The sequence below is a fragment of the Alphaproteobacteria bacterium genome (assembly GCA_018667735.1).
GTDB lineage: Bacteria > Pseudomonadota > Alphaproteobacteria > Rickettsiales > JABIRX01 > JABIRX01.
Map to the genome: position 1 here is coordinate 20,880 of JABIRX010000060.1, position 19,391 is coordinate 40,270.

General features: G+C 31.0%; 24 protein-coding genes and 1 tRNA gene. 9 read left to right on the top strand and 16 right to left on the bottom strand.

The window, feature by feature from the left end:
* Nucleotides 1-243 precede the first annotated feature (243 nt).
* Nucleotides 244-444 carry a hypothetical protein gene (locus HOH73_06310; GenBank protein MBT5828467.1) on the top strand — a complete coding sequence of 67 codons (201 nt, stop codon included), beginning with the start codon at nt 244-246 and terminating at the stop codon, nt 442-444.
* Nucleotides 445-1,431: 987 nt separating this feature from the next.
* On the opposite strand, the gene gmk is transcribed toward HOH73_06310, so the two are convergent.
* Nucleotides 1,432-2,073, bottom strand: coding sequence for a guanylate kinase (gmk, locus tag HOH73_06315; protein ID MBT5828468.1), 642 nt, complete (start codon nt 2,071-2,073; stop codon nt 1,432-1,434).
* 66 nt (nt 2,074-2,139) lie between these two features.
* On the opposite strand from gmk, the gene HOH73_06320 reads away from it, so the two are divergent.
* Entirely contained in the window at nt 2,140-2,892 is a 753-nt protein-coding gene (locus tag HOH73_06320) for an SDR family NAD(P)-dependent oxidoreductase (GenBank protein MBT5828469.1), read from the top strand.
* Between the two features lies 1 nt (nt 2,893).
* On the opposite strand, the gene rpsI is transcribed toward HOH73_06320, so the two are convergent.
* Both rpsI and rplM read right to left on the bottom strand, forming a co-directional pair.
* Entirely contained in the window at nt 2,894-3,364 is a 471-nt protein-coding gene (rpsI, locus tag HOH73_06325) for a 30S ribosomal protein S9 (protein ID MBT5828470.1), read from the bottom strand.
* A gap of 5 nt (nt 3,365-3,369) precedes the next feature.
* Nucleotides 3,370-3,924: a 50S ribosomal protein L13 gene (gene rplM / locus HOH73_06330; GenBank protein MBT5828471.1), complete on the bottom strand. Its 555-nt coding sequence runs from the start codon at nt 3,922-3,924 to the stop codon at nt 3,370-3,372.
* A gap of 110 nt (nt 3,925-4,034) precedes the next feature.
* On the opposite strand from rplM, the gene HOH73_06335 reads away from it, so the two are divergent.
* The 3 genes from HOH73_06335 to HOH73_06345 are packed head-to-tail and all read left to right on the top strand — an operon-like array spanning nt 4,035 to nt 5,387.
* The gene (locus tag HOH73_06335; GenBank protein ID MBT5828472.1) at nt 4,035-4,181 is read left to right on the top strand and encodes a hypothetical protein; all 147 of its coding nucleotides are present in this window, start codon (nt 4,035-4,037) and stop codon (nt 4,179-4,181) included.
* Complete coding sequence (gene nadD, locus HOH73_06340; GenBank protein MBT5828473.1) at nt 4,169-4,735, top strand: nicotinate (nicotinamide) nucleotide adenylyltransferase; 567 nt, start codon at nt 4,169-4,171, stop codon at nt 4,733-4,735. The genes HOH73_06335 and nadD overlap by 13 nt, the downstream gene beginning before the upstream one ends.
* Complete coding sequence (locus tag HOH73_06345; protein MBT5828474.1) at nt 4,716-5,387, top strand: DUF599 domain-containing protein; 672 nt, start codon at nt 4,716-4,718, stop codon at nt 5,385-5,387. Before nadD ends, HOH73_06345 begins: the two co-directional genes overlap by 20 nt.
* A gap of 525 nt (nt 5,388-5,912) precedes the next feature.
* On the opposite strand, the gene HOH73_06350 is transcribed toward HOH73_06345, so the two are convergent.
* The 3 genes from HOH73_06350 to aroC are packed head-to-tail and all read right to left on the bottom strand — an operon-like array spanning nt 5,913 to nt 9,007.
* Entirely contained in the window at nt 5,913-6,953 is a 1,041-nt protein-coding gene (locus HOH73_06350; GenBank protein ID MBT5828475.1) for a hypothetical protein, read from the bottom strand.
* Between the two features lies 1 nt (nt 6,954).
* Nucleotides 6,955-7,932, bottom strand: a complete 978-nt coding sequence (locus HOH73_06355; protein ID MBT5828476.1) for an LPP20 family lipoprotein — start codon at nt 7,930-7,932, stop codon at nt 6,955-6,957.
* A gap of 4 nt (nt 7,933-7,936) precedes the next feature.
* Nucleotides 7,937-9,007, bottom strand: coding sequence for a chorismate synthase (gene aroC / locus HOH73_06360; protein ID MBT5828477.1), 1,071 nt, complete (start codon nt 9,005-9,007; stop codon nt 7,937-7,939).
* A gap of 87 nt (nt 9,008-9,094) precedes the next feature.
* On the opposite strand from aroC, the gene folK reads away from it, so the two are divergent.
* Together folK and folP are read left to right on the top strand one after the other, a co-directional pair.
* A complete protein-coding gene (folK, locus tag HOH73_06365; GenBank protein MBT5828478.1) occupies nt 9,095-9,625 on the top strand; it encodes a 2-amino-4-hydroxy-6-hydroxymethyldihydropteridine diphosphokinase in 531 nt (176 codons plus the stop codon).
* The gene (gene folP, locus HOH73_06370) at nt 9,622-10,407 is read left to right on the top strand and encodes a dihydropteroate synthase (GenBank protein ID MBT5828479.1); all 786 of its coding nucleotides are present in this window, start codon (nt 9,622-9,624) and stop codon (nt 10,405-10,407) included. Before folK ends, folP begins: the two co-directional genes overlap by 4 nt.
* Before the next feature lie 477 nt (nt 10,408-10,884).
* Here folP and HOH73_06375 read toward each other — a convergent pair whose 3' ends face one another.
* The 3 genes from HOH73_06375 to HOH73_06385 all read right to left on the bottom strand — a co-directional run bounded on the left by HOH73_06375 (nt 10,885) and on the right by HOH73_06385 (nt 12,653).
* Nucleotides 10,885-11,088, bottom strand: coding sequence for a hypothetical protein (locus tag HOH73_06375; protein MBT5828480.1), 204 nt, complete (start codon nt 11,086-11,088; stop codon nt 10,885-10,887).
* A gap of 126 nt (nt 11,089-11,214) precedes the next feature.
* The gene (locus HOH73_06380) at nt 11,215-11,787 is read right to left on the bottom strand and encodes an LPP20 family lipoprotein (GenBank protein MBT5828481.1); all 573 of its coding nucleotides are present in this window, start codon (nt 11,785-11,787) and stop codon (nt 11,215-11,217) included.
* Nucleotides 11,788-11,831: 44 nt separating this feature from the next.
* Complete coding sequence (locus tag HOH73_06385) at nt 11,832-12,653, bottom strand: prepilin-type N-terminal cleavage/methylation domain-containing protein (protein ID MBT5828482.1); 822 nt, start codon at nt 12,651-12,653, stop codon at nt 11,832-11,834.
* A 106-nt stretch (nt 12,654-12,759) separates the two neighbouring features.
* Here HOH73_06385 and HOH73_06390 point away from each other — a divergent pair.
* Together HOH73_06390 and HOH73_06395 are read left to right on the top strand one after the other, a co-directional pair.
* Nucleotides 12,760-12,835: transfer RNA gene (locus tag HOH73_06390), tRNA-Ile, on the top strand.
* Between the two features lie 28 nt (nt 12,836-12,863).
* A protein-coding gene (locus tag HOH73_06395) for a peptide chain release factor 2 (GenBank protein MBT5828483.1) occupies nt 12,864-13,983 on the top strand; the annotation gives its coding sequence in 2 pieces (ribosomal slippage) (nt 12,864-12,932 and nt 12,934-13,983; 1,119 coding nt in all).
* Here HOH73_06395 and HOH73_06400 read toward each other — a convergent pair.
* The 7 genes from HOH73_06400 to ruvB all read right to left on the bottom strand — a co-directional run.
* The gene (locus HOH73_06400) at nt 13,931-14,833 is read right to left on the bottom strand and encodes a hypothetical protein (GenBank protein MBT5828484.1); all 903 of its coding nucleotides are present in this window, start codon (nt 14,831-14,833) and stop codon (nt 13,931-13,933) included. The two genes, HOH73_06395 and HOH73_06400, sit on opposite strands and share 53 nt — an antisense overlap.
* A gap of 22 nt (nt 14,834-14,855) precedes the next feature.
* Nucleotides 14,856-15,686: an enoyl-ACP reductase FabI gene (gene fabI / locus HOH73_06405; protein ID MBT5828485.1), complete on the bottom strand. Its 831-nt coding sequence runs from the start codon at nt 15,684-15,686 to the stop codon at nt 14,856-14,858.
* 10 nt (nt 15,687-15,696) lie between these two features.
* The gene (locus tag HOH73_06410; GenBank protein ID MBT5828486.1) at nt 15,697-16,170 is read right to left on the bottom strand and encodes a hypothetical protein; all 474 of its coding nucleotides are present in this window, start codon (nt 16,168-16,170) and stop codon (nt 15,697-15,699) included.
* A 49-nt stretch (nt 16,171-16,219) separates the two neighbouring features.
* A complete protein-coding gene (locus HOH73_06415; protein ID MBT5828487.1) occupies nt 16,220-17,275 on the bottom strand; it encodes an AI-2E family transporter in 1,056 nt (351 codons plus the stop codon).
* 2 nt (nt 17,276-17,277) lie between these two features.
* The gene (locus HOH73_06420; protein MBT5828488.1) at nt 17,278-18,351 is read right to left on the bottom strand and encodes a hypothetical protein; all 1,074 of its coding nucleotides are present in this window, start codon (nt 18,349-18,351) and stop codon (nt 17,278-17,280) included.
* A complete protein-coding gene (gene ybgC, locus HOH73_06425) occupies nt 18,345-18,746 on the bottom strand; it encodes a tol-pal system-associated acyl-CoA thioesterase (GenBank protein MBT5828489.1) in 402 nt (133 codons plus the stop codon). The genes HOH73_06420 and ybgC overlap by 7 nt, the downstream gene beginning before the upstream one ends.
* Before the next feature lie 17 nt (nt 18,747-18,763).
* Nucleotides 18,764-19,391, bottom strand: a 628-nt coding sequence (gene ruvB, locus HOH73_06430; protein MBT5828490.1) for a Holliday junction branch migration DNA helicase RuvB, incomplete at its 5' end; no start/stop codon positions are given.

The window sequence follows — 19,391 nt, forward strand, 5'->3', positions numbered from 1 at the left end:
TATTGAATGAATTTAGTTAATGCTTAAAAAAAAAGGTATAAATATGAAATTTAAATTTTTGCTCATTATTAGCTCTTTATTAACTTTATCTGGCTGTATCATAGATATACCATTTGTTCCTGGAATCTAATTGGTAATAACATGAAAAAAACTCTTATTTTAGCAGCTTTAATTCTTTCTTCAGCTTGTACTATTAAATCTACTCCGGTTTTAAATAGTAATTTTAATGAAATTGACTTTACTATGGTACATAGATTTGAGGAAGTGAAATCATGTAAAAGATTTCTTCTTGGTATCATACCTATTCCCTCAGGACAGCCATCTATGATTAATGTTGCGAAAAAAGGTAACTTATCGAAGATTCATGTCATAGATTATGAACTAGGCATTTCTATAATACCTCCAGGAATAAAATCTTGTATTATTGCATATGGTGATAAGTAAGCATAATAGCTTATAGATAAGTATCATTTAATAGATAGCGATAATTTCGTAATTCACCTCATTACCGTAATATTTGCAAATAATATAGACGAAGTATGTTTAACTATTCTTGTCTATAACAACATTTGTGCCTGCTCATAATAATAAAATAATATAAAAGCAGAAAAACTAGTTGTAGGAAATATTTATAGATTAAGGCTTATCTAACAAGAAAATTATCTAACAACAGTGAAATTTATTTATTAAAAGTTAGAGCAACAAATATAAAATACCCACCTAGGTCTATGCTAACAATAAAATGCGTGTAATCTATAGAGAAATATATATAGTCTTGCAAAAGAGCTTATTTGCCACGCAAATAGCCACTACAAGTGTTTTATCTAGCGCGCAAGCTTTATATCTAACAGTAATATTTATATGGGTGAATGCCCAATTCTAAGTCTGCATAGCTGTTAATATCTGCAGATTAAACATGTAAGATTAAAAACCTGAATAACTAAAATTCAGTAATTGTAAGGTGATTAAATTTTAATGCTAAATTAGTAACAATCACAGAGATACAACTTTTATCTAGCACTTATTTATATAAAAGATAATTGTAATAATATATTAGCTATTTTAGTTTTATAAAATCTGTATAATTTCGCAACCAAATATTAGGCAGTGAATAATAATCTATAATATTGTTAATTTTATTAATCGCTTCGTCAATATCATCATTTAATACCACATATTTATACTCGTTATAATGTCTTACTTCTTCACACAAGAAGGCTTTACTAGTTTTTTATCCAGCTACCTAGAAGTAAAACTTCTATAGCTATTATATATGAATTAATATTAATTTTCAGTCTGTATTACAATTAATATCTAAAATTCAGTAATTGTAAGGTGATCAAATTTTAATGCTAAATTAGCAATAATCGCAAAAATACAGCTTTTATCTAGCACTTATTTATATAAAAGATAATTGTAATAATATAATAGCTATTTTAGGTTCTCTTTTATAAAATCTGTATAATTTCGTGGCCGAACATTACGCAGTGAATAATAATCTATAACATTTTTAATTTTACTAACCGCTTCGTTAATATCATCATTTAATACCACATATTTATACTCGTCATAATGGCTTATTTCTGATTTTGCTTTAGTCATCCTATCGTTAATAATATCTACACTATCTAAACTTCTTGACTCTAGCCTTTCTCTTAAAGCTTGCATTGATGGTGGTAAAATAAATATAGAGACTACATGAAATTCTTTATGTTTAGCTATCTCTCTTGCACCTTGCCAATCAATATCAAAGATTACATTGGTACCTTTGCTAATATTATCTACTACGAATTTTTTAGGCGTGCCATAATAATTACCAAATACTTCTGCATCCTCGAGCATTGAATCATCTCTTACCAACTTATCATATGATGTTTTATCAATAAAAAAATAATCTTTGCCATCTACTTCACCAGCTCTTTTTTTTCGTGTGGTCACAGAAACTGATAATTCTATATTATCATATAATTCTAATAATTTTCTTGTAATTGTGGTTTTTCCAGCTCCAGATGGAGAAGAAATTATAATCATGGTACCAGGAAAGCGATCCTCTGCTTCTATATATTTTGACATCTTAATAATTCATTTGTACAAGATATAATCTATTTAACAGAAAATTTACAACATCTTTTTAAAACAATGAAAAAAAATATTATCATTACTGGTGCATCAAGTGGTTTGGGCAAAGAATTGGCACTTAATTTTGCTAAAAAAAAAGCCAATTTACTCTTAATCGCAAGAAACAAATCTAGATTGAATGAGGTCGCAATATTAGCAACAAAATATGGGGCAAAAGTAATTAGTGAAATTTGTGATGTTTTTGATAAAGATAAATTACACAAAATTATATTAGATTTTGATAATAATTACCCAGTAGATCTAATCATTGCAAATGCAGGAGTTTCTGCTGGAACTAGTCAAGGATCAGAGAGCCTAGCACAATTTCATAACATCCTAAACATCAATATTTATGGCGTCATTAATAGCATTCACCCTTTATTAAGCAAATTTAAAGATAGAAAATCAGGACAAATAGCCTTAGTTTCATCCATGGCCGCTTTACATGCCCTACCATCAGCACCGGCATATAGCTGCTCTAAAATATGTGTAAAATATTATGGTGATGCTCTAAGGGCAGAGCTGAGAAAATATAATGTTAAGGTTAATATTATATTTCCCGGTTATATAAAAACAGCAATGACAGAAAAAAACAATTTTCCTATGCCATTATTAATGAATTGTGATAAAGCTGCTAGTAAAATTGTTAGAGGCCTAGAAAGTAACAATGCCTATATTATATTTCCAAAAGTAATATACCTTGTTATGAAGCTACTAAATATAGCACCTCTATATTTTCAGGATAAGGTTTTTGCAAACTTGCCAAAAAAATAGATTATCTTTTTGAGAATTGAAATGATTTTCTTGCTTTTTTACGGCCATATTTTTTACGCTCAACCACACGAGAGTCACGAGTAAGTAAACCAGCTTTTCTTAATATAGATCTGTAAGCTGTCTCATTAAATACAACTAAAGCCTTACTAATTGCATGCCTTATTGCTTGGGCTTGACCACTTGATCCACCACCTTTTACTGTACATAATATGTCATATTTTTGCTCTGTATCGGTAGCTTTAAATCCCTGACTGGCTATAGCTAAAGCGTCTTCATCTGAAAAATACTGACCAAACTTTTTACCATTAACTATAAAGGCACCTTTACCTTTTTTAAGCCATGCTCTTGCTATAGAGGTTTTTCTTTTTCCTGTTGCATAAGCTCTTCCTAAAGAATCTAGTTCGTTCTTTTTAGCAATTTTTACTTCTTTTGCTTCAGTTTCTTGTTTTTTTACTTCTAAATTAATCTCCATGGAAATTACCTGCTATTTTTGTTATTTAATTTACTTAAATCTATTAATTCTGGCTTTTGCGCTTCGTGAGCATGCTCAGCCCCCTTAAAAACATGAAGATTGCTTAACTGCTTTCTACCTAAAGGACCTCTTGGCAACATACCTTTAAGAGCTCTTCTAAACATTTTTGTAGAGTCTTTTTCTAAAAATTTCTTAGCTGTGATATCTTTGATTCCACCAGGATAACCAGTATGCCAATAATAAGTTTTATCATTTAACTTATTACCCTTTAGCTTAATTTTGTCTGAGTTTATTACTACAACATTGTCTCCACAATCTAAGAAAGGTGTGTAATCTACTTTATTTTTTCCTCTTAATATAGTAGCAATATGTGCTGCTGCTCTACCCAATACGATGTCTTGAACATCTATGAGATACCAATTTTTCTTAATATCTGATAGTTTATTTACAGATGTTTTAGCTAAACTTACTTTTATCTTAGGGGATTTTACCACTTCCTGTGATTCTGTTTGTTTTTCTATTTTATCTTTTTTTGGCTTTATCGCAGTTTCTGTTGCCATTTAAAATACTTTATTTAGTTTAATAGGAAGGGGAAATATAGTTGCATTATACTTAACTTGCAACCAAAAAAACATTTCTTTTAAAATTATTAGTTTTAATATCATACATTATGTTAAAGATTATATTATTCGCACCATTACTACTCTTAGTTGTTTCTTGCTCATCTGGAAATGGAGAAGACCTCAAAAGCCCATGTGTTGGCATAGAAAACAGCCCTTGCGGTCCAAGACAACCAGTTAATAAATGGCTGTTATAGGTTTAATTGGGGGTTCTTTTAACCCGGCTCACACCGGTCATATAGAAATCTCTAAAAACGCTTTCAAATCTCTTCGATTAGATGAAGTATGGTGGATAGTGTCACCACTTAATCCTTTAAAGAAAAATAGTGAGCTTAAAAACATTAATGAAAGAGTAGATTTTGCTAGGAAACTTAACAAACCTGATTTTATAAAAGTTAAACTTTTAGAAAATGCAGGTGAAAAAAGCTATAGCATTAATCTCATAAAGAAGCTGCTAAGTACATTTAAAGAACATAAATTTATTTGGTTAATGGGCGCTGATAATTTAGCCAACTTTAATCGATGGTATATGTATGAAGAAATTATCAACTTAATTAATATTGCGATTTTTCCAAGAAATGAAGATCTTGGGTTGCCTAATGTTTTTAATGAGCTATATAATGATAGTCAAATTAAATTCTCTGAAATAAACAAGCTAAGCAATATTAACCCTCCTGCTTGGTCTATTATTAAAATGCAAAAAATTAACATATCATCTACAGCAATTAGAAATGGAACACATAACCAATAATATAGATTTATTAGCTTTTCTCACCTTTATATTTAGCTGGGTTGGTTATTCAGGATATTTAAAAATCTTCAAAAAAAATAAAGATAACCTTTATGGTATCATGTTGGATTATCGCTTAAAATGGATGAAAGATTGCTTAAAAAGGGAAGATAAATCTGTAGATGCCACCACCTTAGGTAATTTAATGCGTTCTGTGTCTTTTTTTGCGTCCACCTCGATTTTAATTATTGCAGGTTTAATTCCTTTGCTAACTTATGGTGACAAAATTATTAATTTTGTGTCAGATATAACCTTTTTAGGTGGAAAGTCTGAGGTTGCATATGAATTAAAGATTTTATTACTAATTGTTATCTTTATATATTCCTTCTTTAAATATACCTGGGCTTTAAGGCAATATAACTACGCTTCTATTCTAATATTCACTCCTATTGATAGTCATGAAGATTATAATAACGCTGTAATCCGTAATGCTAAAATACTTGCAAATGCCGCTAGGCATTTTTCTATGGGTATAAGAAGTTATTATTTTGGTACTGTAGCTTTAAGTTGGTTTTTAAGTCCTTATCTTTTAATCTGTAGCTCAATTTTAGTTTTTCTCATTAATTATCGTAGAGAATACCTTTCTAAAGCTTTAGACATTATTTCAAACTAATAATGTTAGCTAAAGCACTATGCTAACCCCCTATCAATACAATTGAAACCTTGTAACTAACATAACCCTCAAGCTATATTAGGATTAGTACAAAGTTATCATAATCTTATAGATAAAGTACAAAATTTTCAAATATAAATAATAGGCATTTATCTAGCAATAAATGTAAACTTACTCTTTAATTTTTAAGCTACAAATGAAAGTTAAGCTTTTCTTTAAAGTCTGTTAATTATTACAACCAAGTAGCGCTGCTTAATTATTAGTAACTATTATACAAAATTTTTAATAAATCTAATATTAGGATAAGTACGAAATTATCATAACTTTGTAGATAAAGTACAAAGTTTTCGGATATAAATAATAGGCATTTATCTAGCAATAGATGTAAACTTACTGCTTGATTTTTAAAGCTAAAAATGAACGTTAAGCTTTATTTAGAACTTATTAGTTGTTAAAACTCAGTAGTTACTTAATTACAAAGTAACTATTATCCAAAGCTTCCTATAGATATAGCCGTAACTATAGTTAATCAGTGTAAGTTAAAAGAAGGTTTTTAAGATGTGATTTTTTATACATAACTGTAACAAAATCTCCTATTTTTAGCCTTGAAGCTACTTGCTTATCCTTCACTAAAACCCATGCATATTTACTAGAAATTCTATCTGTAATAACACCCACGCCAACTTCAACATTTTCTTCCTTAACGTCCCCTGTAATTGGGTTTTCATTTTCTTCTATAGTAAAAATCTTTACTTTTTGACCTAGCTTAATTGCAGAATCTTTGCCTAGAGAGATTTTAAATAACGTTTTATTACCTTTGGCTCTTTTTTCCAAAATATAGCCTTTTCTTAAATTAGAAAAAATGTTCTTTAAAATATGCTGATTCTTTTTTAAAGCTACCTCTCCTGCTTTTTGCACTAATTCTAAATCACTTTTTTTCATTGTAGAAGTATCAATTGTTGAATTAAATAACCAAGCTTTATTTACTACTGCATCCTCAGTCCTAATTTTTTTTCCTGAAATTGGAATTACTTCTGATAATTTAAGTGAAGGTAGCTCATATATTTTTAGATTTCCCGAAAAAGTAGCAGTATATTTATTTTTTGCAGGTGTTCTGTAGATACCCCCACTTTTAGGGTTGTAAGAAACTTTTTCTGCAATAAATTTATATTGATAATCCGCAATACTTACATCTCCAGATACCACATAGTCAGCTGATATAGGACCTGTGTAACTACCTGTTTCCTGCATTTCAGCTAAAGCTATTTCTTTTTCCAAATTTTTAAATGCTTTTCTGTCTTGCAATTTTACTAATTTACTTGCGCCAAGAAAATTTTCTACTGTAACTGCCATAGAGCTACCAAGATTCGCTTTTCTTGCTAATTCGCTATCCCTATTGTTAAAATTGGCTACCACCACACTTGGCTTATCTTTTTTGAATTTTTCTTCTGAAATAAATTCAGACTTTAAAATTGGCTGCTTAATGTAATTGTTAAAGTCTTTAATTTTGGGAGCACAATTAGCAAGAAAAGCTAAAGCTATTGTAGAGAGAAGTATTTTTTTCATATTATAAACCTAAGATATTATATATTTGCTCTGTGTTGATTTTTCTTTTTAACTTTGCTATTGCTGCGTTTATTGCTTCATTTGAGCTTATAGAAGAAGAAGCAGAAATTTCTATTTGATTGGAGGCTATTTGCTTACCAAATTTTTCTACTAACTTTAAATTTATTACTAACTTTACAACATGCGCTGAATATATTTCTTGATGTGTAGTTTCTGATGATATCATCAAAATAGCAACTTTATTATTATTTGGAGTTTCTGCAGCTTCTGAAGTGGATATTTTCAATTTATTTAATGAGGCAGATAACAAATCTGCTATTCTTTTATCTGATGGCTTTGCTGCTAGATTTACAATTAACTTACTTTTATTTGCTACTTGATCAGCTGTTATTTTTTGATATAATGTAGTTAAATTTGATAATCTTCTTCGGTCCTTAGTGATATTTCTAATTAAAGCTATTCTCGCTTCATTATCCTTTATTGGCTCAATTATTTCATTGTATAAAGATAACTGCTTTATTATAGATTTTCCCTTAAGAGCACTTAAAGAAGCCTCTATTTTAACTTGTCTTTTTGCTATTTTATCAGCGTAATTATTAACTAATTCCGCTTTATTTACACTTAACAATACATAAAATTGTTTATTATGCTCTGCTGTGTTTTCAATAAAGTAATTATTAAATTCGATCTCTTTTACTTTTGCTTTTACTCTTTGGTTAACATTATATGAAAATTCACTATTATCATTAACAACCGCTTCTTGCTTATAAGTTTGAAAAGATGAAGATATCTCGACCTTTAGTCTTTCTGACATATTATTTAAAGCAAATTTAGTCGCATCTTCCAAATTACTACCATAACCAATTCCATATAATTTTTGAGCATTGTTATTTACTGGAGTTAAGTACCAATCAGGCAAACTATATTCTTTAGGGGTGCAAGAAGAGAGTAAAAATAAAAAAAATAAGATCTGTTTCATTATATTAAAATTTTAGTGCCTTTTGTTTTAACATGCTATCCGCAATCACACATGCCGCCATAGCGCTAGCTACTGGTACGGCTCTTATACCTACACACGGGTCATGCCTTCCTTTAGTTATGATTGTAGTGGGTTGATTGTTAATATCCAGTGTTTTTCGCGGAGTTAAAATAGAACTTGTAGGCTTTACTGTAAATCTAAGCCTAATTTCTTGACCAGAGGAAATGCCACCTAAAATACCACCTGCATTATTATTATTAAAAACAACTTTGTTATTCGTGAAATCTATTTCATCTGCATTTTCTTCGCCCGACATTGCCGAAACTTCCGCACCCGTTCCAATTTCCACAGATTTAACTGCATTTATACTCATCATAGCTGAAGCTAACTTTGCATCTAACTTGTCATAAATAGGATCTCCAAGCCCAACATCAACACCATTTATTCTGATTTCAATTGTGGCACCTACCGAGCTGCCATTTTTTCTAACTTTAGCAAGATATTCTTCAAATTCTGTTAATCTATTTAGATCTGGTAGAAAAAAAGGATTAGAGATTATTTGACTATCATCCCACTCTGCTTTGTTTGCGGCTAAATTACCCATTTTAACTAATGCAGCTGAAATAGTGACTTTATTACCTAATATTTTCCTAGCTACCGCTCCTGCTGCAACTCGCATAGCAGTTTCTCTTGCCGAAGACCTACCACCACCACGATAATCTCTTATACCATATTTGTGATGATATGTGTAATCTGCATGACCTGGCCTGAACTTATCTTTTATCTCACTATAATCTTTTGAGCGCTGATCCTGATTGTAAATTATCAACGAAATTGGCGTGCCTGTGGTTTTACCTTCAAAAACTCCAGATAGAATCTCTACCTTATCTTCTTCTTGTCTTTGAGTTGTATATTTTGATTGACCTGGCTTTCTCAAATCTAAATAACCCTGGATATCACCTGCACTTAGCTCAATTAAAGGTGGAACCCCATCTATAACACAACCTATTGCCTTGCCATGGCTTTCACCCCAACTGGTAAATCTAAAAAAATCTCCGAAACTGTTACTTGCCATAAAAACTATATAAAAAGTTGAAATTAAAGAGTTTTTTGTAAAAATCAATTATTCTCTAAAACCACAACCAAACTATTAATAACATTTATGGAACATATTATTATTGGAATAGGCAGTAATGTTGGCAATAAACTGCATAATATAAAATTAGCCATAACCAAATTAACAAGAAAAAATATTGTTACTAATATCAAGATTTCCAATATCTACGAATCTAAAGCTTTATTACCAGAAAATGCGCCAGATGATTGGGATATTAACTTTTATAATTTAGCAATTTCTGGTTTGACTAATTACGAACCTGCAAATTTGTTAAAGCTAATTAAAAATATAGAACAAGAAGTAGGAAGAGTTAACAGAGGTGTATGGTCGCCAAGAGAAATAGACCTAGATATATTAGCTTATGGTAATAAAATAATTCAAACAGAGCAATTATCTATACCGCATAAAAGCTTTTTAGAACGACCTTTTACGTTGCTACCTGCAAGTGAAATATTACCAAATTGGCAATACCCGATAAAAGGGAATTTTTACAAAAAAACGCTAAAAGAAATTGTAAATTCAGGTAATATAAATCATAATATCTGCTGGAAAGTAAAAATATCTATAAAATTATGACAAAGATAGTTGGAATCATCAACCTTACGCCTGATTCATTCTCTGATGGTGGTAAATTTAATGACAAAGAAAAAGCATTAAAGCAAATCAAACAACTTATTGAGGATGGTGCTTCTGTTATTGATATTGGGGCAGAATCAACTAGGCCACATGCATCTTTAATTACGCAAAAAGAAGAATGGCAACGATTAAAGCAAGTTTTACCAGAGGCCATTGCGCTAATTCATGCAAATAACGCACAAGCAAGTATTGACACAAGATATGCCCATACTGCATTGGAAGCTGTTAAGCTTGGCATAGACATAATCAATGATGTTTCCGCTCTTTCAGACCCAGCAATGCTCGAAGTAATCCAAAACTCAGAAGCCAAAATTGTCTTAAATCATAACTTAGGCATACCCTCTGACCCTGAAGTTACTATTTCCGAACAGCTAGATGTGATTAATGAAGTAAAAAATTGGGCTAGTGAAAAGATTTCTTATTTAGTTAAAAATAATGTTAATAGAAAAAAAATTATTTTTGATATTGGTATTGGCTTTGGCAAAACCCCTAAACAATCTATCTTAATTTTAAGTCATTTAAATGAGTTTAACGAGCTTAATGTTCCTATTTTTGTTGGTCATTCGAGAAAATCTTTTTTAAATCAATTTGAACCCAAAAGTGAAATTGATAAAGATAGCTTAACCGCAGTATTCTCCGCTAAAATTGCTAATAATTGCGATTATATAAGGGTGCATAATGTTAAATTGAATAATTTTATGATAAAGAATTTTGCCACATAAATAAAACATCAACTTATCTATATCAAAATTTTGATGAGTTTTTTTAACTAATTTTCACCTCACTTTTATATAAATTATTAATATGCTTCAATAAAACAGCATATAAACTCTTTTCATGCGAAGTAAGTTACAGGACTCAACTCCTAACTCCAAATCTTTTATTCTGCGCTTCTCGGTAAGCTTGGGCTTTATTTTATAGCTCTCTGCTCTTAATATCGACATCTCACTTAATTCAAAAAGCTAAATTTATTTAAAGCTTCCATATTTTGCGTTACGGTGTAATTGTAAAAATACAAACTAATTATAGAATGCCTAGCCATGTTTCATGACTTTATATTAAGTGCAAATATTCAATTAGACTTTAGTGACTTTCTGGGCTAATGATCTATTCATAATATTTCATCATTTATGACTCTTTGAAATAATTTAAAAACTTTTCAGACTTTTTATTATCGCACCTATATCTAAACGCGTTTGTTAATTATGTGAGTTGATTAAAAAACCTTTAATAATTTTTTTAGAATCAATAAAATCATTATTTGCCACATCATCTTTTGAGATAACATATTTGATAATTATATTTTCTTCTATTTCTACTGACGAAATACGCGACTCTACCTCTTGTTTATAAGAACAAGAAGCTAATAATAAAGTCAATATTAAGGTTAATCTACGCTGCACTAATATTGATCAAGCTCATTATATAATTTGTCGAAACGCTCTTCTGCTTCTTTAACTTTATTGTTGCCCTCATGCTGGGGTAGTTGCTCAGAACATGAAAACAAAAATATACTAAAAAAAACTAGTTTAATCATCTAGCTCCTCTTCTAGTTCTTCATATAGGTTTTTAACTGCCTGCTCAGATTTACTAATTAAATCTCTTGATAAATTTGTCGCATTTAAAGCTTTACCATAAGCATCTAAACTATCTTCAAAATGATCCCTTATCATGTCATTATCTATGACCATGTGAACATATAAAGATCCGTCCGTTTTATCTCGGTATAAATTAATTCTTCTTGTTCCCCTAAGTGGTACTTGCTTAACTAAATTTTTAGTAACTTGTGAAAAAACATTTTCAACCTCTTCTACTTCTGAAATTCTTGCAGCTCTTATAGCATCTTTGGTCATGCGCGACACTTCTGTTTCTATTTGCGCCGCTATGTTTGCCCTAGCGTCCGATTCTGCTTGAGGAATCTGGAATTGTAAACCTCCACGGCTTTTAGGCGCCATACCAACGGCTGCTATCTTACCTTCCACATAAGGACTTAGCACCCAATTTGGTAACTCTAAACCAGACTCTTCTTGTTTAGTTGGTTTATGTGCACAATTGGCCAAAGTTAAAAAAAGTGATAAATATATTATTAAGGTTTTTTTCATGGTTACAGCTGTTATTTTATTATTTCATTATTTTAAGTTCGAGTTTAAAAGTCAATTAATAATATACACTCTTCACTAGATAAGCTAATTTCATAATAGGCAGCTAGCAAAACTGTATCGCTATGCTCATTTGTATCGCCTAGAGAATCACACTCAGTACCTGATATATTTCCAGCTGTTGTGCCATGATAACCATTTACATCATGATAATAATTATAAGCTTTTATTCTTCCCGCTCTTGGTTTTCCATCGTCAATTTTTAGATCTATATTATAAGCAATCATCGGGCTCATTACTTTATTACTTGCTATATCTATTTCTGCACTTGGTCTTGCCAATACAAATAAATTGCTATTTCTTAAATTATTAGAGTAAAATTGCCCATCAGTCATCAAATATGCAAAAGCAGGAAAATATATTGCACCACTAATTGCTTTAGAATTATACGAATTTGTTTCATCCGCATATGGTGAAGTTATATTTATAGTGCCAGAAAGAGACTGATCTAGTAAACCTGCCCGCTCTAAATGTTGCCAGAATCTATATGATTCTACATAGCCGGAGTCATATGATGAGAAGCCTATATTACCATTACCATTACCATTACAGCCAGTTGGCGCAGCACTATCTATGCCACAGTCAGAAAAATATTTATAAGCATTACTCATATCGCCGGGTAAAGCTAAGTTATAAGCCACTTTAAACTCTTCTACATATGATCTTAATTTGGAAATCTCCATCAAGACTCCTTTGGCTTTTGCTTGAGCTATAATTGAACTACTTTTCATTACAGCTGCTATTAACATTGCAATGATAATTAGCACCATGGATAATTCTATTAAGGTAAATGCTTTACTATTATTCATTAAAATAGAACTAAGTCATATTTACAAAAATGCAAGATTATATTACTTACTGTTAAACGTGCTTGACAAACACCATATAAGTTTTTATAAAAAGCTTACCCTAAATGGGTCTGTAGCTCAGTGGTTAGAGCGCACGCCTGATAAGCGTGAGGTCGGTAGTTCAACTCTACCCAGACCCACCAGTTATTTCCTTATAACTAAATAATTAATATGAACGCAGAATTACAACATTTAATTTCTGAAACACAAAAGTCATTAAACCTTCTTAAAGACTGTCTTTGACCCTGATAACCTAGCTTTAGAACTTGCCCAGTTAGAAGAGCAAACACAAGATCCAGAATTATGGCAAGATCAAGAGCGTGCCAAAAAAATTCTTAGTCAAAAAGAAATTGTGAGCAAAAAATATCAATCTTACATGAATTTAGCTCAAGAATTTAACGATCATAAAGAATTTCTAAAATTAGCTGATGCAGAGAATGATCAAAATGCACTAAACGAGATAAATGATGAATTAAAATCTTTAGCTAAGCAAATTAACCTACTAAAAGTAAATGTCTTATTTTCAGGTAAAGCTGATCAAAATTACTGTTTTGTTGAGATTCACCCAGGCGCTGGAGGCACTGAAAGCCACGATTGGGCAGAAATGCTACTTAGAATGTATATCCGCTGGGCAGAGCAGCAACGCTTTCCTTGTGAAATATTAGATGAATTAAAGGGTGATGAAGCTGGAATAAAATCTGTAACTTTATTAATTAAGGGTATCAACGCTTATGGCTGGCTAAAACATGAAGCAGGTGTGCATCGCTTAGTTAGAATTTCACCTTTTAACTCTGGGGGTAAAAGAATGACTAGCTTTGCTAGCGTATGGTGCTATCCAAAGATAGACGATACTATTAATATTGAAATTTTAGATAAGGATTTGCGCATTGATACTTACAGAGCATCAGGAGCTGGTGGCCAACATGTTAATAAAACTGATTCAGCGATTAGAATAACTCATTTGCCTACAAATATAGCTGTGCAATGTCAAAATAGTAGATCACAACATAAAAATCGCGAAGAAGCTTTTAAAATGCTAAAATCAAGACTATATGAGCTTGAAATGCGCAAAAAACAAGATGCAGAAGATAATTTAAATGCAAGCAAAACAGAGATAGGCTGGGGCAACCAAATTAGATCATATGTAATGCAGCCATATCAAATGGTCAAAGATATAAGAACTGGCTTTGAAAGCTCTGATATCACAAATATCCTAAATGGTAATTTAACAGAAATGCTTACTCAGATCGTGAGTTATTTTGCTGCAGCGAACTCACCGCGAAATAAATAAAATAAATATTTATGGCAAGCATAATTATTGAGCCATAATTATTATTAGATATTAACCTAGATGACCACAGACTAAATGCATCCAAAGCTTTTAACACCAAGCCAGGCAACATTGCTGCTAAAGTTAAGGCAAAAACTTTTTTACTGGGTAATTTAATTTTTCTGCGATTTAATAATGATGAAGTGATTAAACTTAAGATAAAAATTTCAATCATTTTTAATATTATTGCCGCTATAAGCGCTAAAGGCAAAAGTGAAAATAAAACATTACTACCAAGGTAATTAATATAACTTTCCGACCATTTAATCAGCTTTTCACCATTTATAGTAAAATTATCCTGAGGATATTCCTGAAAATTTGTATTATTGCCTAATTTATCTAAAGGAATATTTCCAAGTTCAAATGAATTTAACAAAATGGAGATCATCTCCATATTATCAAAATATAAGCCAGATTTAGAAAATAAAATGATTGAATTAGTCCCAATTAGGGAATTTTCCTGTTCATTAAATGTAAGTAGAGTCTTGTCAAGGAAACTAACATCTAGTTCATAAGGTATATTTATGTTATCTTCATTGGATAATTCTCTATTATTTATATAAATCTCTGGAACTTCTGCTAAATTATCACCTAGCTCGCTTAATTTACTACTTTGGGTAGTTGCAAAAGCAAATGTTGTAAATTTATTATAAATTATTAAAGAAGGAACTAAATAGGTAACAAACAAAATGAAGACTAATAAGTTAACACCAATGTTATTTTGCTGATATGCTACATTATTATAAAAACCCTTATCATAAAAGGACCTATAAATCCTAACAAAATAATTGAGACTATTCTTTTTAGTCAATTTTCAACTAATTATTTAATTATTATTCTTTCACAATTGATAAATCTGGCGCATCTATCGCCTTCATACCAACTACATGAAAACCAGAATCAACATAAATTATCTCACCAGTAACACCACTAGATAAATCACTAACTAAATATAAACCACTGCGACCTACATCAGCAATAGAAACATTTCTTCTAAGTGGTGAATTATACTCATTCCATTTTAGCATATATCTGAAATCACCAATACCTGCTGCTGCCAAAGTTCTTAATGGTCCTGCTGAGATTGCATTTACCCTAATACCATCCTTGCCTAAATCAGCGGCTAAATATCTAACACTCGCCTCTAACGCTGCCTTAGCTACTCCCATTACATTATAATGAGGCATTACCTTTTCAGCTCCATAGTAACTTAAAGTTAATAAACTACCTCCTGGTGCCATCATTTCAGACGCTCTTTTTGAAATTGCCGTAAAAGAATAACAAGAAATATTCATGGTCATGGCAAAGTTCTTTGCGCTTGTATCTACATAGCGGCCCTTTAATTCGTTCTTATCTGAATATGCTATAGCGTGCACTACAAAATCTAACTCTCCCCACTCTTCTTTAAGCACAGCGAATAATTTATCTATGGATTCTTCGCTAGTTACATCACATTCTAATACTAACTTAGAACCAACTGAACTAGCTAAAGGCTTAACTCTTTTTTCTAATACTTCACCTTGATAAGAGAAAGCTAGCTCTGCTCCTTGTGCACTTGCTTGTTTTGCAATACCCCAAGCAATTGACTTGTCGTTAGCAACGCCCATAATGAGACCTTTTTTACCTTTTAATAAATCTCCTTGAAAAATTTTATCGTCAACCATTATAACCTGCTTAATTGTTTTTAACTAAATTATGCCATAACCCATCATTACTTCTACAAGAAATTGATGAAAATGACAATATATCAGACATATACTCTATGTCTTGATAATATTCTCTGCAATATGTATTATACTCCACTATTTTAAAAGTCTCTTTTAAGCTTATTTTACTCACGAAAGATTTATCACTTGAGACAAAGTCATATTCTCTGCCATCATATTCGTGCTCTAATATTTTTTGCAAATATTCATTATATTCCATTGTAATATCACCCGCAATTAAGCCATTATACAAAGCTCCTATATTACTACCTATTGGCTCAATTTCGAACAGAGGTTTTACCTCATCAGCATTGCCAATGGCATCATTTTCACTTATCACTACATTTTTATTGTTAGATTCATTTTTATTATATACACCGACATTGCAGGACGCTAATAATAATGATGTGATAAATAAACTTAATATTATAATTATTTTCATAAATCTACTTTTTGCACTTTAGATGTAACATAATTTTTGCTAATTATCACTATTTAGCAAGAAAAAAATTTGATCTTTTATATATTTTTACAAAAAATTTAGTTAAAACTCCAATTATTGCAATAGCTGGTATTGCAAATAAAATTCCTAAAAAGCCAAATAATGCTGCGCCAGATAGTAAAGAGAAAATAATTAATACAGGATGTATACCTATTTTATCACCCACAAATTTAGGCGTAACAAAGTTTCCTTCAACGAATTGTCCTATTACAAAAATCAGCAACACTCCTAAAATCTGCACATAGCTATCAAATTGGAATATTGCCACAGCAATTCCTATAGCCATACCTATTACAACACCAAAATATGGAATAAAAGAAAAAATCCCAGTGAGAAAGCCAATTAAGAAGCCATGATTCAAACCAATTAGTGATAGAAAAAATGCATAAAATATCCCCAGCAACAAACACACATTAGTTTGCCCCCTAATATAAGCTGACAGGACCTGATCTACAGCTCTAAAATTCTGCAAAATATCTTTTTTGAATTTTTTAGGCATTAATTTACTTAAAGCTAAAAGCATCAAATCCCAATCTCTAAGCAAGTAGAATGTAACTATTGGTGTGATTACTAACAATGAGAATAAATTAATGAAGGCAATAGATGAGTAAATTATATTTGCTAAAATAGCTTGAGAAACATTCAAACTATATTCTGTTATTTTAGCTAAAAAATTAATATTATCTGCATCTCCAGAGTGACCTATTCTTTCATAAAAAATATTGATATATGGTGTAGCAAAAATTTCAAACTTCTTAATGTAATTAGGCACATTTATAGCAAAGGCCTTAGCCTCAGCATATAAGATAGGGCCTAAAAAATAACCAAGCATGCCAATTGCAAGAATGAAAGACATTAAAATAATGATTGTTGCGCTAGTTCTTGAAAAGCCTTTTTGTTCTAATTTATCTGCTGCTGGATCTAAAAAGTAAGCTAAAATTATACCAGTTACAAAAGGTAGCAAAATACTGCTTACTGAGCCCAAAAACGCAAGACAAGTAAATAATACTAAAAGGGTACAAAATAGTTTAAGCAAATAATTCATAATTAACGACTTTCGATAATAACATAATTTTGCTCTCTGGAAATTTTAAAACCTAAATCCTTCATCAATTCAAAAATCTCTATAGGCTTCTCAATAAAGTCAACTGAAACCTTTGCATATCTGGATGAAAAAGAATGCATTTCTAAGGTTTTTACCAAACTAAGCTCTTCAATAGATTTTTGTATTTCAAGCAATTCAGCCAAATCACTAAATTTGATAATAAAATCCTGCTTATTCGCGTTTTCTGTCACATTATTGTAATTCATCCACTCTACTTCCATATGACTAACTACTGCTTTGACTAGACCATCTAAATGTAGGTTTACTCCCTCTTTTTTGTCCGAATCAACAGATTTGATAAGATTTCTATTAGACCCTTGCTCTAGATCTTTGTAATATAGATTAAGCTTAGTGTTGTCATCTATGTTATTATATAGATATTCCACTTCTGCAACTATAATTCTATCTACATTATACTCTAATTTAAGCTGCTGTAATTTTTCGCTACTTATATTTCCTATGTTTGCAACCCTAAAATTGCTCATATCACTTAAATCACCTGACAATAATTTAAAGTCTATCATGCTGCTTTTGTCAGCTCTTAGCCAACTATCAAACCAGAAATTACTTCTTTGCCATAATTTATACATACCATTTTCGTTAAAAACAGGTATTATAACGGCAGATAACATCTCTATTCTTTTATTAAGCAAATTATTATTAATAAAAAACTGAGTTTGTTCTAGCTGAAAACTTACATCTATGACTGCTGTGTATCTTTTATCTGTTATAACTTCATCTTTGAACTCTATTGCTTCAACTAAAGAAGATATTTGTTCTTCTGAAAATTCTTCCGTTATTGTATCCGCAAATATTCTTGCTGTTAAAATATCAAAAGCTTTTTTGTGCGCATATATAATAGCATTTTTTCTGGCTAGCTCAGCCGTCTCAGAAACCTCATCAACCTTGATGTCATTAACCAAAAATTTATTAGATAAATCCTCCCCACTCTCAGCATAAGATAGATTATGCAAAGATATAAAAACACTTAAAATACAAATAATTTTTTTTAACATCCGTCCTTACTAAAAACTTTTTTTAAAAACTCAGGTAATCTAATTGGCCTGAATTTTTTATTTATCACAACTAGCTTTATCTTTATATTACACAATTTTGTATTTTCCAAATATATATTTTGTTCCAACATAATTGTTGCAGCTTTAACATCTATTACTTCTGTTTCTATTCTTAAGAAATCATCTAGTTTTGCTGGTCTTAACAGTTCTAAAGCCGCACTTCTTACTACAAATAAAACATCATGCTTTGTTGCTAGCACTTCTTGATTGATAGCATAGCTTCGCAATAATTCAGTTCTAGCTCTTTCCGCGAACTTTAGATAATTAGCATAATATACTACCCCCCCTGCATCTGTATCTTCGTAATATATCCTACAATTAAAATTATGCGTCATTATATTAGTTTAAACTCTTAGTTATTATTTGTGGCTTGAACCACATTCAAATGCTGATATGATTTACTTGTTAAAACTCTCCCTCTTGGAGTCTTACCTATAAAACCTTGCTGCAACAAATAAGGCTCTATAGTTTCTTCTACTGTGTCTTTTTGCTCTGACAAACCAGCTGCAATAGTATCAATACCAACTGGACCTCCCTGGTAATGATCATACATGTAGAGCAAATATTTCCGGTCAATCGCATCCAAGCCACAATTATCTACCTCTAGAGAATCTAGTGCAATATTTGCAATTCTTTTCTCTATTATTTCTTCATTCTCATATAAAGCAAAGTCCCGTACTCTTTTTAAAATTCTAAGCGCTATTCTAGGAGTTCCGCGAGAACGCTGAGCAATCTCTCTAGCACCCTCACTATTAATCTTAATCTGTAAAATTTTAGCTCCCCTAAAAATCACCTCTTCTAATTCAGCTATATCATAGAAATTTAATCTAAGCGGTATACCAAAACGATCTCTTAAGGGATTGGAAATTAAACCCATCCTAGTAGTTGCCCCTATCAGAGTAAAATGAGGCAAATCTATTCTTACAGTTCGTGCAGCAGGACCCTCTCCAATGATAATATCTAATTTGAAGTCTTCCATA